The 17,897-nt window shown below is 42.3% G+C and carries 9 protein-coding genes; 5 read left to right on the top strand and 4 right to left on the bottom strand.

The features are described from left to right. Positions 1-37: 37 nt before the first annotated feature. Entirely contained in the window at positions 38-3,310 is a 3,273-nt protein-coding gene (locus BP74_RS13750) for a TonB-dependent receptor (protein WP_496374925.1), read from the bottom strand. Between the two features lie 178 nt (positions 3,311-3,488). On the opposite strand from BP74_RS13750, the gene BP74_RS13755 reads away from it, so the two are divergent. Next, complete coding sequence (locus BP74_RS13755) at positions 3,489-4,685, top strand: bifunctional 3,4-dihydroxy-2-butanone-4-phosphate synthase/GTP cyclohydrolase II (RefSeq protein WP_496374926.1); 1,197 nt, start codon at positions 3,489-3,491, stop codon at positions 4,683-4,685. 31 nt (positions 4,686-4,716) lie between these two features. On the opposite strand, the gene BP74_RS13760 is transcribed toward BP74_RS13755, so the two are convergent. Continuing rightward, the gene (locus BP74_RS13760; protein ID WP_496374927.1) at positions 4,717-9,471 is read right to left on the bottom strand and encodes a translocation/assembly module TamB domain-containing protein; all 4,755 of its coding nucleotides are present in this window, start codon (positions 9,469-9,471) and stop codon (positions 4,717-4,719) included. Between the two features lie 324 nt (positions 9,472-9,795). Between BP74_RS13760 and mdh the strand changes: the two genes are divergently transcribed. Continuing rightward, positions 9,796-10,725: a malate dehydrogenase gene (gene mdh / locus BP74_RS13765; RefSeq protein ID WP_496374928.1), complete on the top strand. Its 930-nt coding sequence runs from the start codon at positions 9,796-9,798 to the stop codon at positions 10,723-10,725. A gap of 117 nt (positions 10,726-10,842) precedes the next feature. Here the strand turns inward: mdh and BP74_RS13770 are convergent, their stop codons facing one another. Then, a complete protein-coding gene (locus BP74_RS13770; protein ID WP_496374929.1) occupies positions 10,843-13,440 on the bottom strand; it encodes a S8 family serine peptidase in 2,598 nt (865 codons plus the stop codon). A gap of 185 nt (positions 13,441-13,625) precedes the next feature. On the opposite strand from BP74_RS13770, the gene BP74_RS13775 reads away from it, so the two are divergent. Together BP74_RS13775 and BP74_RS13780 are read left to right on the top strand one after the other, a co-directional pair. Continuing rightward, positions 13,626-14,444, top strand: coding sequence for a M57 family metalloprotease (locus BP74_RS13775; protein WP_496374930.1), 819 nt, complete (start codon positions 13,626-13,628; stop codon positions 14,442-14,444). A gap of 45 nt (positions 14,445-14,489) precedes the next feature. Next, positions 14,490-15,311, top strand: coding sequence for a M57 family metalloprotease (locus BP74_RS13780; RefSeq protein WP_496374931.1), 822 nt, complete (start codon positions 14,490-14,492; stop codon positions 15,309-15,311). Between the two features lie 70 nt (positions 15,312-15,381). Here BP74_RS13780 and BP74_RS13785 read toward each other — a convergent pair whose 3' ends face one another. Beyond that, positions 15,382-16,332 carry a class I SAM-dependent methyltransferase gene (locus BP74_RS13785; RefSeq protein WP_496374932.1) on the bottom strand — a complete coding sequence of 317 codons (951 nt, stop codon included), beginning with the start codon at positions 16,330-16,332 and terminating at the stop codon, positions 15,382-15,384. A gap of 56 nt (positions 16,333-16,388) precedes the next feature. Between BP74_RS13785 and BP74_RS13790 the strand changes: the two genes are divergently transcribed. Beyond that, complete coding sequence (locus BP74_RS13790; protein WP_496374933.1) at positions 16,389-17,765, top strand: exonuclease domain-containing protein; 1,377 nt, start codon at positions 16,389-16,391, stop codon at positions 17,763-17,765. The last annotated feature ends 132 nt before the right edge of the window (positions 17,766-17,897 follow it).

Below are 17,897 nucleotides of genomic sequence, written 5' to 3' on the forward strand. Positions count from 1 at the left end.
TCAACAGGACTTTCTTATTAAATGTGATGCGTTCTTATTAGAAGTTAACTCTTAAACCGATCTGGCTTATCCATCTTGCACTCAATCCAGGAACAGAGCTTGTGCTCAGACCCCATGGATCACCATTTTGAGGGCTAAACCTGTATTGAGGAGTAAGATCAGTTGCAGATTTATAACCCGCAAACTGTATCAGTGAATACTGGTCAAAGTTCAGGAAGTATGTTCTTCCCCAATTCCTGTTCAACATGTTGGTGAAATTGGAAACGTTATAGCTTAATTGAACTGTATAAGTTTTGCTTCCCACCTTCAGGTTGAAATCCTGTTGCAGTTGCAGATCTAATATATGAGTGAACGGAAGCCTGTCTGCATTGCGCTCAGCAAACTGTCCCCTGTTCTTGCTCAGGTACTTATTCTTCTGGATATAAGACTCCAGCATTTGCTTTTGTTGATCAGAAGTGTAAGTAACACCACCTGGGGTAGTATTGCTCAGGAAGGTCATTGTCTGAACTTCTGCTGCCGTAGGAATGTAAATCAGGTCACCAAAAGCAGAAGGACCATTATCCCCGATCATACTGTTGGAGTAGATGTAGCTAAAGGGTGCGCCCTGCTGACCATTGTACACCAGGCTGACCGTAGTAGCCAGTTTATTGTTGGCATAACTGAACTTCTTGGAAACATACGCACTGATGCGATGTCCTAAATCAAAGTCAGAAGTGGAACGAACAACAAAGTTTCTACCATTCACAGTTTCCATGGTATTCCACTGCGAATTATTCTGGGAACTGGTAGTTTCATTGTTTACTACAGAATTACCATATACATAGTTGGCATTGAACGCCCATCCTTTACGGAAGGCTTTGTCTATACTAACTGTAAAGTTGTAGGAATATCCTTTTTCTCCCGGGTTGTTATACAACAGGTAGATACCAGTATATGGATTCTTGCCGTCAAAACGCAGGGGGATAGGTGTTGGGTTCCTGCTGAAAGTGTATACATTTCTTGAACCTGGACCTACAGATTTCAAAGTAGGAGGCAGGAAGTTCACATTCTGGTAATAGATCTCCTGGAGGTTTTTAGTATAAAGGCCTTCTACAGAAAAGGTCCAGCCATCACCGAATCTTTTATCAACACCAAGGGATGTACGGAATACCTGTGGAAGCTTGAATTCTTTTGACATCAGGTCAATCTGACCTTTGGCATTGGCAAGGCTGATACCGAAATCAGAAGAATTGTATTGATTGGTTACATCAGGACGGAAAAAGTTTCCAGGTATAGATGCAATTTGTGCCGCTGTTGGATCGATACCACCCAGGCTGACACCATTATTATTATATACACCGCCAGGCCATACCAATGGCATGCGTCCTGTGAAAATACCTAAGCCACCGCGTACAGTAATATTTTCATCAGGCAGGCGGTAGGTAAATCCTGCTCTTGGTGAAACGGACCAGGGAACATTGCTGATCTGGCCTGAGCGGGCACCCTTAAGATCATAATATTGAGAGATCTTTCCAAGAGCTGAATCGTTCAGGAAATTATCAGTAAGAGGGTCTGTTAAGAATTTGGTTTTGTCTAAACGGATACCAAAGTTCAGGGTCAACTGGTCATTTACCCTTAATTCGTCATTTACAAAAAATGCAAGGTTCAGGTATTTGAACTTAGCAGCAGATGCTGTTGAATTTTCGTCTTTGTTATCAAGTAAAGAGAAGGTCCTTTGATAACGTGTAGGATCATTACCAGCAATGAAGTCGTTCAATGTAGCATAAGTATAGGTACCGAAGTTATCACGGATGAAAACATTCTTGGCATCACTATACAGGTTGTCCGTACCAATGTTGAACTGGTGCCTGCCTACTGTAAATCTGAAAGCATCATAGAACGTCCAGTTCTTTTGTGCTAACAGGTTTCCTGTAGAGAAGTTCTCCGTTCCGAAAACATACCTGCCGGAACCATCGTTGATCGTTACCCTTGGAAAGGGTTTTCCAATAGGATCACGGTTATCTATAACATTCGTATAGGTTACCAATGCACGGTTGGAAGCGCCATTTTTCAGGTTGCTTTTTAACTCGCCGGTTGCTGTGTGTGAAGTAGTAGGGAACACATACCCGTTATTATAAAAATTAATAGCGGTAGTGCTGCTTGCAGATGTGTTGAAGCGTTCCCCATCATTATACCTGTAGCTCAAAGAAACTTTATTATTGGAATTGGCATTCCAGTCAAGTTTGGCAGTAATACGTTTGGCATTCACCGTTTCAGGGTTGTCCAGGTAGGATCCGGGATCATAAGAATAAGTAGATCCTAAGAAGTTGATCAGCTTATTGATCGAGTCCACATTGCCATTACCCCTGTACGTACTAATATCAAAAGGCTGAGGCCTGATCTCTTTTTGAGTTTCACCCAATAAGAAGAAAAATAATTTGTTTTTGATGATTGGACCACCGACCCTGAAACCATATAGCTGGTTTTTAAAATTGGCCAATTTGGTTCTTTGCTCTTTAGCAACATTTCCGGGCGTTTTACCTGCCAGGTCCTGGTTCCTGTAATAACCCCAGGCTGATCCTGATAAGGTATTTGTTCCTGAACGGGTAGTAGCATTAATGCCACCACCAGTGAATCCGCCGATAGAAGCATCATAAGGAGAAACAACCACCTGCATCTGGTCAATGGCATCAATAGATATAGGGTTGATATTTGCCTGTCCACCATTTGTTCCAGAAGCTGCCAAACCGAAAACATCATTGTTTATGGCACCATCAATATAAAAGGCATTGAAACGGTTGTTCTGACCAGCTATTGAAATACCAGCTCCGTCGGTGGTTACCTTGGCCTGTGGTGTATATTTCAAATAATCATTCAGGTTGCGGTTTACTGTGGGTATGCCGCTAATTTTATCTCTTCCGATGGAAGTTTCCGTTCCACCCCTGCCGCTGCTGGCTGCTCTCCTGGCTGCAATTACCACTTCCGTAAGATTGCCGGTATTGTCTGCCAGGGCAACATTGAAGTTGGATTTTTGTCCAAGGGACAGGTAAACTTCGTCTCTTTTCTCATCTGAAAATCCAACAAATGAAAAAGTAATTGTATATGGGCCGCCAGGCTGCATATTACTGATATTAAATACACCGCCGGTACGGGAGATAACACGGTACACTGTTCCGGTAGGATTATGTGTAGCAGTAATGGTGGCACCAACCAAAGGTTCATTATTTGAGCCTTTGACAATACCCCCGATACTACTGTTAGTTTCCTGCGCAAATGTAAAATGCCCCATGGCTAGGGCACATACAAGCAGAGTCAAGATTCTCTTTAGCATATTATATTTTGTTTTCGGGTGCAAAGAAAGGGAATTAACGAACAATAGTTATTGACAAATATTAACAATTTGTTACCCCAATAAAGAGCGCCTAACCCGCTAAAATGCTGCATTTCCTTAAAATGACAAAACTCTGTTTACAAGCCCTGCATAGTTGCTACTTTTGTAAAAAAATCACATGCTGAACACGATAGAAAGTGCCATTGAGGATTTGAAAGCGGGGAAACTGGTAATTGTGGTGGACGATGAGGACAGGGAGAATGAGGGGGATTTTATAACGGCTTCAAGGAATGTAACCCCCGAGGTTATCAATTTCATGAGTAAATATGGAAGAGGATTGATATGTGTGCCCATGCTGGAAGACCGTTGTAACGAATTGGGACTGGAATTAATGGTCAATAATAATACTGCCCTTCATGAAACGGCATTCACTGTATCTGTAGATCTGTTGGGTCATGGCTGCACCACGGGTATTTCGGCACATGACAGGGCTAAGACGGTACAAGCGCTCATTGACCCTGCAACAAAACCAGAAGACCTGGGCAAGCCTGGTCATATTTTCCCTCTGAGGGCAAAGAAAGGTGGGGTATTGAGAAGGGCAGGACATACGGAAGCGACGGTAGACCTGGCAAGGCTGGCCGGATTTGAGCCTTCGGGTGTATTGGTGGAGATCATGAATGATGATGGATCCATGGCCCGTCTGCCTGAATTGATGGAAATAGCAAAGAAGTTTGACTTTAAGATCATCTCTATAAAAGACCTGATAGAATACCGCATCAAGCGGGATTCACTGATAGACGAGATAGTGCGGGTAGATATGCCTACCCAATATGGCCATTTTAAGCTTGTAGCTTTCCAGGAAAAGAACAGCAGTAATGAACACCTGGCATTGATCAAAGGATCCTGGCAACCGGAAGAACCGGTTATGGTGCGGATGCACTCCTCCTGTTTTACAGGTGATATCCTGGCCTCTTTACGTTGCGATTGCGGTGAACAACTACACCAGGCCATGCAAATGGTGGAAGCTGAAGGCAAGGGTGCTATTATATATATGAACCAGGAAGGAAGAGGTATTGGTTTGCTCAACAAACTAAAAGCCTACCGTCTGCAGGAACAGGGTATGGATACCGTGGAGGCCAACCTGCACCTGGGTTTTCAAACCGATCAGAGGGATTATGGTGTTGGCGCCCAGATCTTAAGGCACCTTGGAATTACCAAGCTAAGGTTGATATCCAATAACCCTAAAAAAAGAGTAGGATTGATAGGTTATGGCCTGGAGATCGTAGAAAACCTGCCTATTAAAGTGGAACCAAACCCTCATAACCAGAAATACCTGCAGACAAAGAAAGATAAGATGGGGCATGAGATCCTGTAATAGCTGAACTAAGCCGATAAAAGATAGGACATTATTGTTGTTGGGTAGAATCCTTTACCAGGTTATCGTTTTGCGGCGGATTATTGGCGCTTTTTAATTTGCCCCTGCTTTTTTTCTTTTTCTGGTTTCCGTTAAACACATCTCCAACGGCATCAAATTCTTTTCCATAGGAGATGCTGGCACCATAGCGTCGTGTTTGAAGGTTTCCTGCAGTGGAAGTTGCCGTAAGAAAGTCCGCATTCTCGCGGTAAAAGAAAGTGGCTCTTACAGAACCCGATTTATTGAGCAGCAGTTCAATCGTAACATCAGGGAACAGCCGAATACTTTGCTGGAAATCGGATTGAATAGGTACATCAAATGTTCCACCGACAGTAAAGTTCAGGCGGCCTTCAAATAATGACTTTCCTACAGTTACGTTCACATCTCCCTGGTTAATGCGCAGTAAGCCTCTCTGGTCAGGATTGATCAGATTCCTGTTATACAGGGAGCCGGTAAAATTCAATGTCAATTTGTTTTGCTGTAGCACTTTCCCCAACAATTCATTGATACGGCGGTTGACCTCTCCAAATAGTAATCCTGAAATGGTACTGGATATGGCTTCTCCAAAAGGATTGGCATTGGCACGCTGGTCTTCAAAGGGAGCGAAGCTGTTGAAAACGATCAGGTAGGTTACCTGTTTGTTCAGTTCATTGGGATTCTTTTCTATCTGCTGAATGCCAAACGCTACGCCCGGATCTCGATAGATCAGGCTATTACTCGGGAACTCCAGCTTAAAACTAAAATTGGGTTGAAACAGTTCCCCTGAAAGGTTCGCAACCACGTTTACATCATCCCTGAAGCCTGCCAGGCTCTTTGTCTGGCTGCTGGATAAGGAAAGAATGGTATTGGCCAGTGGTGCAAAGCTTACATTTTCAGCTGTATATACTGCATCCAGGTTGATAGTTGCTTTATACGGATCTCCACTCCACTCTATATAATTATTAGCGCCCTTGCGCAATACAAACGGCTTTTTGAAAAAGGATTGGAAAGTGAAGAGGTAATTGCCTTCATCAATATTATACCGGCCATTGATCGTCAATGGATCCGTTGTGCCAGAATGAATGGTCAGGATGCCTGACCCTTTACCCTTGATTATATCACCTGTCAGTTCATCCAGGATCACTTCCATGTTCACCATTGGATTGGCTGTAAGGGTGATATCATATTTCAGGTTGGAAGCAGAACCACTCAGAGATGAGGGGTTCATTTCCGTACCATATTTCTTTTCCACCATAAAGGCGGCCTGGCTGCTATGACGGGAAGTGGAAGGGGGAAGTGTGATATAAGAGCTGTCTGTTTCAGATGCTTTTACTTCTATCACCATCTGCATGTCCTTCTGTGGCCCTACCAATACAAAGGTGCCGGAACCCATTGCCCTTCCGTAAAACAACTGGTTATCGTTAAATGTAGTATTCAGCAATTCCATTTGGCGGGACTGGGTTTGCACCAGCAGGTCAAAATACAGGTCGGCAAAGGAATGGTGTGTAATATTTCCTTTGAGTACAGCTACATTGCCAAAGCGGTCCCGCAACTTGATCCCATTTAAATCGATCTCGTTCTTTTTCAACTCTATTTCGGTATCGTCCACTTTATAGGTGACCTGTGTGAAGTTCACTTTGAAGCTGGCATCTTTCAGGCGGGCCTTGGCCAGGTAATCACGGTCGCTTCCTTCGCCTACAATATCCACATCCCCGGTAATAAATCCCTGCAGGTCTGAAAACAATAAGCCAATAAAACGCTCGAGGTATTTTAACTGGAAGTTTTTGGGGTGAAGGGATATCCTGTCACGGAATGTATTGGCAGAATCTTTCAGATCCATTGCCAGGTCAAAGTCTATATGATGGTCGGGGTCAATGTTATTACCCTTACCTGTCAGCATTCCTGTTTTGTTATTGTATAAAGCGGCAGCCTGCACCTGCCCGATGGAATCATTGTCAAATCGCAATTCATCCGTATGGATGTTTGCCATTACATTAAACTTATTCTGCGGATCTTCTACGACGATGTCTCCATGTAATAATCCTTCCAGCCTGTTGTGAGGAGTGATAAAGGGAGAGATATCACCAAGATTCAGGTTGCGCAGGCTAATGTGCAGATCATTCCAGTTGCCAATGGCTGAAGGCTGTGTACCTATCTGTACTTCCTGGTTGGATTCCTTTAATAGCAACTGACCCTGGACAATGGTGTTCCTTCTGAAGTTCAATTCACCTCCCTGCTCGATAGACCAGTTCTTTCCATTCAATACAAATGAAGAGGGTTTAAACAGCACCGACAATCCATCGCTGAAGGTTTTTATCTGTGCAGAAATATCTGCCTGGTTAATGGTCTGGTTGGCGAGTGTATTAACGGTTACTTCCGACACATCATTTTGTGCTTCGATGGTAAACGTGGTTTGAGGGAACATTAAGGTCTCACTGACCACTGCATTATTTACCTGGCCTGTCAATGTCAGCTTTTGGAAGTTGCCGGTTCCTTTCAACTGCACATCCGAGAAATTGAATTGGCGGTAAGCAAAAAAAGGAATGTCAGCATCTACGTCCATTGTATTGGCTGCAGTGTTCAATGCCCCGGTTATATGACTGTTATTAAAGCCTGTAAGGCTTGTATCGATCAATTGTATGTAATCTTCCACAACACCCGTGGTAATATCAAATGTGAAAGCCTGTGGTTTGATATTTTTTGGAGCCTTTATATAGGAGGGATAGTAACGGCTTAAGAAAACCGTGAAAGCAGCAGGGAGGCTATTTAGATCAAAGTTGCCTGTAATGACAGCGTCAAACTCATTGGAATTTAAACGAAGCGTTTTCACACCATCTGAATAATGAGAAGAAACGACAAGCGAGTCAAAACTTAGCCTTTTACCATTATTTAATAGCGTGGCATTAGTGATCCTGGCATTCCCCAGCAAATTGGATAGTGAATTGCCCTGCAGGTTCAGGTCAAATGCGCCACTGAGCTGCACATCCTGCTTGGATAGGTTTAATGCTTTTAAATTGATGTTGGTGATATTCGCCTTTGCATCAAAAACTGGTGTTTTACCTGAGAGATCAATCAGTCCATTAAGGCTTAGGTCGGCATTTGGATCCTTAATCACAAAATTGCCGTTGAATTTGCGGTTGCTTAAAACGCCCTTTGCTATGATATTGTTATAGGTATAACCTCCGAATCCAAAGCGGTGAATATTGCCATCCACCTTCATATCGAGGGTGTTCCAGTCAAATCCTGAACCATTCACCGTTCCATGAAAATCGACTATGCCTAGCTGGGAACTGTTTAAAAACCGGCCCAGTTCAAAACCACCGGTCGAGACCTTTCCTGTATATACAGGGTCTCCTTTGGAAGGGAACTTCATGTTCAGGTCTGTCGTTAATGTTCCAAGTGCGGTGCTGATAGTTCCGTACGTGACGAAATTATTGATAAACCCTGTGTAGGAACCGGCAAAGTGCAGGTAGCCTAAGGCACGCAGGTTAGGGGAGGTAATATGCTTTAAAGCAGGGATGAAATTAACAGCATCGGCATAAGTGGTTCTCAGGTCGCTGGCCTCCACATTGATCAGGGTTTCATTGATCTTAGGGAGGCCTACCAGGCTCACATTTCCATTGATATAGGTTTTATCTCCTGCCCACAATTCCAGGTCACGGCCATTCAGGGCGTCTACTGATCCCTGTACCTTTCCATTGATCCTGATAACGCGGTTCCAGTCTTTTACATCCGGGGCAAAAAAAGCGATATCATCACTGGCCAGGGATGCCTTGCTAAAATTGGCTTCCATGATCACATCATGCACAAAATTCTTCATCCCCTTTTTGAAGTTCATGGAAAAATAATTTCCCAGTATGCTCTTATTGGTTCGCAGGTCCAGGTTCTCAAAAACCATGGCCCCGGGTTCAAAGCGGGTATCTGCCTTTAATCTTCTTACAATAAGGCCGCTGCGTTCCCTGGCTGAAATGTCGGCCCTTCCTCTTATAGTATCATTGGCCCAACCCACATTTTTGAAACTCCCTGTAATGCTGCTGAAATCCATATGCTCTCCATCAAAAACACCTGGAGGCGCCAGCTTGCTTTCATTGTCAGATTTGAACCTGCCATTGGTGATGTTGACATTACTCAATAATAAAGTCCATTCAGGAGGAGCGGAGCTTTTTTTACTGCTGGTGTCTTTATCAGGAGGCTTAAGCCCTTTATAGGAAAAGGTGGAAAAGTAGGGATCTACCAGGTCCAGCTTTGAAATATCAAGTGTTTTACCCGTAAGCGTGATCTGCCTGGCATCCATGTCCAGTGACTTCACCTTTATCACCATATCATTTCCTGTCCATGCATCTTTCTGAACAAAAGAGACATTATCCAACTCCACTTTTTTAAGGTCAAACTGAATGCCTGAACTTTTTTTGGTACTGGTATCGGATGAAGCAAAGTATTTTCCAAGGAAGTTGTAGTTCCAGACAGAATCTTTCCGGTTGAAATTCACTATGGCATTGGAAAGGCCAATATATTGCAGTTCCGCTTTGTCCTTAAAAAAGAACCAGTCGGTAATAAGAACCTTTACCGTTCCGGCATACATCAGGGTGTCCTTGTTCTGGTCCTGTATAAAAACTCCTTGGAGGTCCATTTTGTCAAAAAAATGGAAACGAACATGGCTGATGCTTATATGTGTTTTAAGGTCGCGGGAAAGCTTTTGGGTAACCTGCCGGGTAAGCCAGTTCTGTCCCCAATCGGTTTGTAACAGGCCAATGACCAGTACGATCACTAATACAATAGCGAGCAGGACCCGGCTGAATATTTTGGCAAACTTTCTCAGGGAAGAATTTTTAATAAGTGTAAAAGTAGCTAATCAGTAAGTTAAGACCAATTTGAACGCTTTTGGTTGTACCAAATAAATGTGAAATGAGGATGAAAGGCGAATCCAATATTTATTTATGACCTGTATCAGCAAATTTTTAGGAGCAGTAAATGATCTTCGTCCATGCGTGGATGAAACCGGCTGACTGCCTTTTAACTTACTAGTGAATAATTCAATCGGCCTATCTTCGCAGCGCAAATAATTTTTCTCACACATAAATTTTAATCATCAATGAAAGTTACAGTTGTAGGCGCAGGAGCTGTTGGAGCTACCACGGCCGATAACATTGCCCGTAGAGAACTGTGTGAAGAGCTGGTTTTACTGGATATTAAGGAAGGACTTGCTGAGGGAAAAGCTCTTGATATGACACAAACTGCTGCCTTACTTGGTTTTGATACCAAGATCATAGGTAGCACCAATGACTACTCAAAAACAAAAGGTTCCGATGTAGTGGTTATCACATCTGGTCTTCCACGTAAGCCAGGCATGACCCGTGAGGAGTTGATCGGTACCAATGCCAACATTGTTAAAGGGGTAACGCAAAATATTTTACAATACTCACCCGATGCTATTATCGTTGTTATCAGCAATCCTATGGATACGATGACCTACCTGACCTTACAGTCAAGTGGTGTTGCTAAAAATAAGATCATAGGAATGGGTGGCATATTGGACAGTGCCCGTTTTAAATGCTATTTAAGCATGGCCCTGAACTGTTCTCCCAATGACCTGAATGCAATTGTAATCGGCGGTCATGGAGATACAACCATGATCCCACTGATCCGCTATGCTACATGGAATAGTGTACCTGTGACTGAGTTTTTGAGTGCAGAACAACAACAAAAGATAGTTGCTGATACAATGGTTGGCGGCGCTACGCTTACCAAGCTGATCGGTACTTCTGCATGGTATGCTCCAGGTGCTGCTGGTGCTGCATTGGTGGAAAGCATTGTAAGAGATGAGAAAAAATTATTCTCCTGCTGCGTAGCACTGGATGGTGAATATGGCCAGAAGGATATCTGTTTGGGTGTGCCGGTGGTATTAGGTAAGAATGGATGGGAGAAGATCCTGGATTATAAATTGAATGGCGATGAGCAGGCAGCTTTTAATAAGAGCGCCGACGCTGTACGCAATATGAATGATGTATTGAAGACGCTTTAAAATACAAATTCGCAACATCTCACAGGACCGTCACTAAAGAAATTTGATGACGGTCTTTTTTTGTCCTGTCTGACATCAGTATTGTAACTGATTTCTTGAGGGTTAGTTGTTATTCCTTTAATAAACGATCAGCTTTTGATGATAGACTTTGCTGTCTTCAGAGATGATCCGGATGACATACATGCCAGCTTTTAATTGCATGGCGGGTAAAGGCTCGATCATATTTTCCACCCATACTTCGTTTATCATTCGTCCATTCATGTCATATACCATTACGGTATACTTACCGGGTTCACCAGTTACCATCTTTATGGGCTGCATGGCCCTTGCAGGATTGGGATAGATCAACACTGGGTTCCCGGGCAGGTAATACACATTGTCTACAGGGCTGGTGATGGATTGTCCATTGGCCAGTTGAATGACTACCCGGTAGTAATTGGCCCCCTGGATCAACAGGCTGTCTGTGAAACTCATTGTTAATGAACCGGGTGAAGTAATTGTATGGATCGTCTGGAAACCTGTAGGTGTTTGTTGCTGGAATAAAATAGCAGTAACATCATACAGGGAACCCAGTTCGGCAGACAGGTATGCATGGTTGTTGTCAACCAGGTAAGTATAAAAAGTGCGCAGGTAACAATCAACTCCTTGTGTGGTATAATTCAGGGTATAGCTGCGCAAGCCTGTTTTATTTCCCACAACAGGAGCCACGGCATAAAAAAGTGAAGGGTGATCGGCTTTGTGAAATATGATGGATGTATCTGATGTGAATTGAACCGGTTCCAAATACTTGTTTCCCAATGTATATACTTCATATTGAGAAACCGGTAGCTTATTCCAGGATAATAAAAAGGAATCAGGGCAATTAAACCCAACCTTTAATGACAGAGGTTTGGAGATGACAAAGCTATCAGTGATGAAACTGTGGTTGGATGAAGGCATCAGGAATCTTAATTGTGCCTCTGACATGGTATTAGGAGCATTCCATTTAAAATATTGCTGGCTGGCTGGCACAGTGGCAACTGGTTTCCACGAAATGCCGTCAGTTGTATATTCAATGGCTCCTGTTTCTGTGCTGTTGCTTTGCCACCTGATGGTAGCAACGTTACCGCTATTAATTATTACAGATCGGGTGGGGTAGGTCCATACAAAAGAAGCAACCGTATCTGCCTGCCAGGCAATGGCAAAATCCTGGCTTGAGGTCTTTATACTAGTGCCAGTTACTTCAAGTGTATAAAGGCCAGGTTGGGGATCATCAACTGTTACCTGCTCCACCACGTTAAGGGTATCTCTTTTCCTGGTGGCTGGCTGCAACAAAGCGTTTTTATCAGCAGTACTATTCAGCACCCATGGTTCCCATTGTGTCGAGTTGTCCTGGTAAGTAAGTTTCAGGTCAAGGTCATTCACAAGCGCTTTGATCGCATTGACTTCTGCTGCAGTATCGCTCCAGGCAAGTGTGACTTTTACCTGCTTTATGTTTGCAGGAATATTGATTTGAAAAGTACGCTTTTCTCCCTGCGCTACTTTCCCTTGCAAATATGCATTTTGAGTTATGGCTCGCAGTGCATTATACGCGTTCAGGCTACCATAGCCTGAACTGAAATCAGGGCCCTTAGCGCCGATATCATCAGCACTATTTAAAAGAACGGCTTTTACCAGTGCTGCTGCAGGAAGGGAGTCGTGGTGTGCTAATTTATAAGCCTGTTGTATCAATGCAGCTGTACCTGATGTTAAAGCGGCTGCACCTGAACTTCCATCTTCACCATAGGCAACGAGCTCGGGTTTTATCCTGCCGTCATATGCAGGACCTTTAGAACTTAGAGGCATTACATTATTAAAAGAATCTGTTGACCCTACCGTGATAATGTTTTTTGCCATTTTAAAACTCCCGGTGAGATTGGCAAAGCCTTCTATACCTGTATAAGTACCAGAGGTGGATGCAGCATTGCCTGAGTTGCCGGCAGAAAATACATGCAGTATGGAAGGATTTTTATTTACGCTAATGTCGTAAGCCTTGGTATCGGCGCCATAATAGTTTTCAATGCCAGTGCCATAAGAATGATTTTGAACAGAGATATGGTACTGTTTATAAACTTCATCTGCATCTGGTAGCAAGCTGGCAAAACTGGAAGAAGTAAGGTTAGCTGCCGGTGCAGCTCCAATGGCATATAAAGAAGAATTGGCACCGCCCGCCACGATAGTAGCCATAATAGAAGCATGAGATGACTGGGTGGCAGCACCAACACCACTATTAAAATAGCGGCCTTTCCAATCTATATCAAGCGAATCCAATTGCTGTTCCTTGATAGAAATATTGATGTTGTTTCCATTGATGCCAGGATATTGATCATGAGCCAGCAGTATTTTATTCAGCGAAAGATCAAAAGCGCCTGTTGTTAGTTCTTCTTTTGGCTTTCTCAGCAAATCTGCAAATTCAACCTTGTTAACTTCAAGGAAGGTTTTTATTTGATCTATTGGAAGTCGAAGAATGATTGTTCCTGATGAAGTATGTAAGCCTAGAAGACGTGTATTTTTATTGGCATTTTTTAACTGTTCACTATTCTGAACGGTACATACTATATCTATACTGTCGGACTGTTTTGCAGATAAGGTTTTCCTGAGAGAAGGGGATAGTTTAGTGAATAAGGTATCCTTTACCTGGGCAGTAGCCCATATGGAAATGATAAAGGTTAGAATGAGTAAAACAGGCTTTTTCATATGTGCATCACAATATTACTGCCTTAGGGGTATTAAATTGATTTATAGTCGATTAGTGTTTATACTTAGTACAATTTCTATTTTAAACTAAACTGCAACAAGGTTGCCTTAATTTATTTTAACAGTTTTTAACAATTAGTAATTTAAGCCATCGATTGCTTTTACACACACTAAACCTTGAACATATGAAAAAGACCTTATTGCCTATTGCAGCAGCCATGCTTGTTGCCTTTTCCATCGTAGCTTGTAAAAAGGATGTCAAAGTAACCAGTCAAAATCCAGAAGTTTCGCAGGATGCATTAACAAAGATCAAGGCGCTTGGATTCGGAACTTCGGATGTCAGGAAAGTTGAAGAAGGTTACCTCGTGGAAGGAGATATTATTTTGACAGACGAAAACCTGGATTATTCACCATCTATGGGAATATTGAGAGTAGGTAATTCGGAACAGTATAGAACCACAAATCTTGTAACTAAACTTCCAAGGACAATTACGGTTACAACAACAGGACTTTCTCAGCCTTATATTGATGGCACTATTCAAACGGTTAACAGGTATAATGCAGAAAACCTCCAGCTTAAGTTTGAATATATTCCTTCTGGAAGAGCAGATATAACCATAGTTGGATTTAACCAGGGCCCTTCCGGTGGTTATATTACTTTAGGCTCTTCTGGTTTTCCAACAAGAAGGGGTGATCCATATAGCCAGGTAAAAATGAATACAAATCAATATGCTTATGGAAGTAATCCCGATCCTAAGTATGTAGGTGCAGTAATCCAGCACGAAATAGGTCATTGTATAGGTTTCCGTCACACAGATTATATGGACAGAAGTTATAGCTGTGGTGGCGCAAAATCAAATGAAGGCGCCAGTAATGTAGGTGCTGTGCTTATTCCTGGCACACCAGCAGGCCCTGATCCTAATTCCTGGATGCTGGCATGCTCCAATGGCGGCGATAGAACTTTTAATAATAATGATAAATCCGCATTAGCTTTTTTATATTAATCCAACTCTTTTCTTCACAATTAAACTAAAAGAAAACACACACACATGAAAAAAATCGTGATGCCCTTTGCAGTAGTTTGTATTACTGCCATGACCTTTGTTGCGTGTAAGAAAGACGCAAAAACATCTGTTGAAACTGATGCCGTGCCTCAATCTATCCTGGCCAAGATCCAAAGCCAGGGTTTTAGTACCGATGCCGTAAAGAAAGTAGATAATGGTTACCTGGTGGAAGGTGATATTATTCTAACGGATGAAAACCTGAACAGCAAATCCACTTCTCCTACTTTGTTGATCGCACAGGAAGAACAGTACCGGACTACAAACTTAGTAACAGGTTTGCCACGAACTGTAACCGTTTCAGTTCATAATTTGCCAACTGTTTATATTCAGGCAACACAAGAAGCTATTAATCGTTACAATGCTCTACCTAATAAGCGATTAACATTCCAGTATGTTTCAACAGGTACTGGGAACATAGACATTTTTGGCTTTGATCAGGGCCCTTCAGGTGGTTATATCACTTTAGGCAGTTCGGGATTCCCAACTTCGACAGGAGATCCTTTTAACCAAATTAAAATGAATACTAATCCACAGGCCTATGGAACAAATCCTAATTTGTTATATGTAGCTTCAGTGATTCAGCATGAAATGGGCCATTGCATTGGCTTCCGTCATACTGACTATATGAATCGTGCTTATAGCTGCGGTGGTAGTCATACAAATGAAGGCAGTGCAGGAGTTGGTGCTATTTTAATCCCTGGAACTCCTTCTAAAGCAGATGCTCAATCATTCATGTTGGCCTGTTCTAATGGGGGCGATCGCACATTTAATGCAAATGATAAAGTCGCAATGGATTATTTGTATTAAAAATTCAGTAATTTACCGTTTTACAATACGCACATGAGAAAAATAAACCGTCCGTACCCCGGACGGTTTTTTATTTGGAAATCCTGAAGCATTGCCTTTTTAATTTGCCAGCGAAGTCAAATGGCGTAGTAGCTTTGGTAATGTCCCTGATAGACGTAGCGTTGATACTTTTTTCTTCCAGTTGAAACCTGGTAAAATTTGTACTGAAAAACAAAATGCCTCCCTGGTCTAATATGCGCATGCAATCATTGATCAGTTCCACATGGTCTCTTTGAATATCAAGGAAGTCTTCCATTCTTTTGCTGTTACTAAAGGTGGGAGGGTCCATCACCACAAGGTCAAAGCTTTTTTCCGGAAGAGTTTTTAAATATTGCTTCACATCTGCATGTACCATTTCGTGTTTTTCATAGCCAGGGAAATTCAATTTCATATTTCTATTGGTCCATTCAAGGTAGGTTTTGGAAAGATCAACTGAAACCACAGAAGATGCATTACCCGCTGCTGCGTAAACGGAAAAGGAACCGGTATAACAAAAAAGGTTTAATAGTTTTTTTCCAGCGGATAATTCCCGCACCATGCGCCTGGTAATTCGGTGGTCGAGGAAAAGCCCTGTATCCAGGTAATCACTCAGGTTGACTATAAAGCTCAGGCCTCCTTCTTTGACTATAAATTCCGTCTTCCGGGTATCTACTTTCTGGTATTGACCCAGGCGGCTTTCCTTTCTTTGCCTGAGTTTCAGAAATATATCGTCGACCGGAACCTGTACGATTGCAGATATAATTTCTTTGCATTCTTCCCACCACTGCTCATGTTCTTCTTCCGTTAGCTCGTGCCTTCTTTTGTATTCAGATACATAAACTTGGGTTTCATAAATCTCTATCAGTAGCGGAAATTCAGGCAGGTCATGATCATAGATCCTGTAACAACCGATACCCTGCCGCTTTGCCTGTTTGCTCAGGTGGCGGTAAACTTTTTCCAGCCGGTTTTTAAACATTAAATATTTGCCAAAAGGTTGTTGCATTGCTAAATATTTTAGAACTTCGATGCCCCTCCAATTCCCAAAAATACTCTAAGGCGATGTATGCGATAGTAGATATTGAAACAACGGGTGGCTATGCAGCTGCAAATGGCATTATTGAAATATCTATAAAGATTTTTGATGGTGCTGTTATTACGGAGGAATTTGAAACGCTTATCAATCCTGACCAGGCCATTCCGAAATATATCCAGGCTTTTACCGGCATTACCAATGAAATGGTACAGGATGCCCCGAGGTTTGAGGAGGTAGCTGAAAAGGTATTTACCTGTTTGCAGGGAAATATTTTTGTAGCGCATAATGTCAATTTTGATTATTCTTTTATCAAAAGCCATCTTGATTTCTATGGCTATACTTTCACTGCTAAGAAATTATGTACCGTAAGACTGGCCCGGCAGATATTTCCTGGTTTTCCATCATACAGCCTTGGAAATCTTTGTCATTCCCTGGGCATTGAATTGATGAACCGTCATAGGGCCGGGGGTGATGCTTCAGCAACAGTTGTATTATTTCAAAAATTGCTGGCGAATGACGCTAAGGATCATATTAAGACGAGTCTGAACCGTGATTCTAAAGAACAGGTGTTGCCACCCAATGTGCCCAGGTCTGATTTTGATATCCTGCCCAGGACCCCCGGGGTTTATTATTTCCATGATCAAAAAGGAAAGGTGATCTATGTGGGTAAAGCCAAAAACATTCGAACAAGGGTCAATAGTCATTTTAGCAATAATTCTGATAGCAGGCAAAAGCAGAACTTTTTACGAAACACCTATTCAATAAGCTTTCAATCTACCGCTACCGAATTGATGGCAGCCATTTTAGAATCCACGGAAATAAAAAGATTGTGGCCGGTATTCAATACCTCTCAAAAAAGACAGGAAGAAGTATATGGCATCTTTGTTTATGAGGATCAAAATGGATATATGCGCCTTGCCATTGAAAAGCGGCGAAAAAATGCAAACCCGGTCTGTACTTTCCATTTTAAGGTGGATGGTCATGGTGTGCTGAGAAAACTGATGAAAGAATTTTCACTCTGCCCGAAATTGTGTTTTATGCAAACTTCCAATGACCAGTGCGTGGGTATTGTGGAAGAACATTGTTTTGGTGCCTGCGAGAAAACTGAACCTTTTGAGACATATAATCAAAGGGTGTTAAAAGCCATAGCATCTTTGACGCAACGACCTTCCTATGTGGTGTTGGATAAGGGTTTATCTGACCAGGAATTATCCTGTATCATGGTAGTGCAGGGAAGCTTTTTTGGTATGGGTTATTTGCCTAAAAATATTACGGATATAAACCGGAAGGCAATAGAGGAATATATTCAGCCTTATAAAGAGAACAGTTTTATCCGTAACCTTCTTAACTCTTTCTTTAGCAACAATCCTGATAATGTTCGGTTGTTAACTGACCATTCCTGATTCCATCCTACTATGCATTTGACGCAGATCAATAAACACAGTTTGGCTAAAGATATCAACGGGTAGATAACCTGTTTTGCCGGGTATTAACATCGTTTTTTCCACCTGGAAAATATTTTCGCACCCTAAACA

The organism is Flavisolibacter ginsengiterrae DSM 18136, from assembly GCF_059568575.1.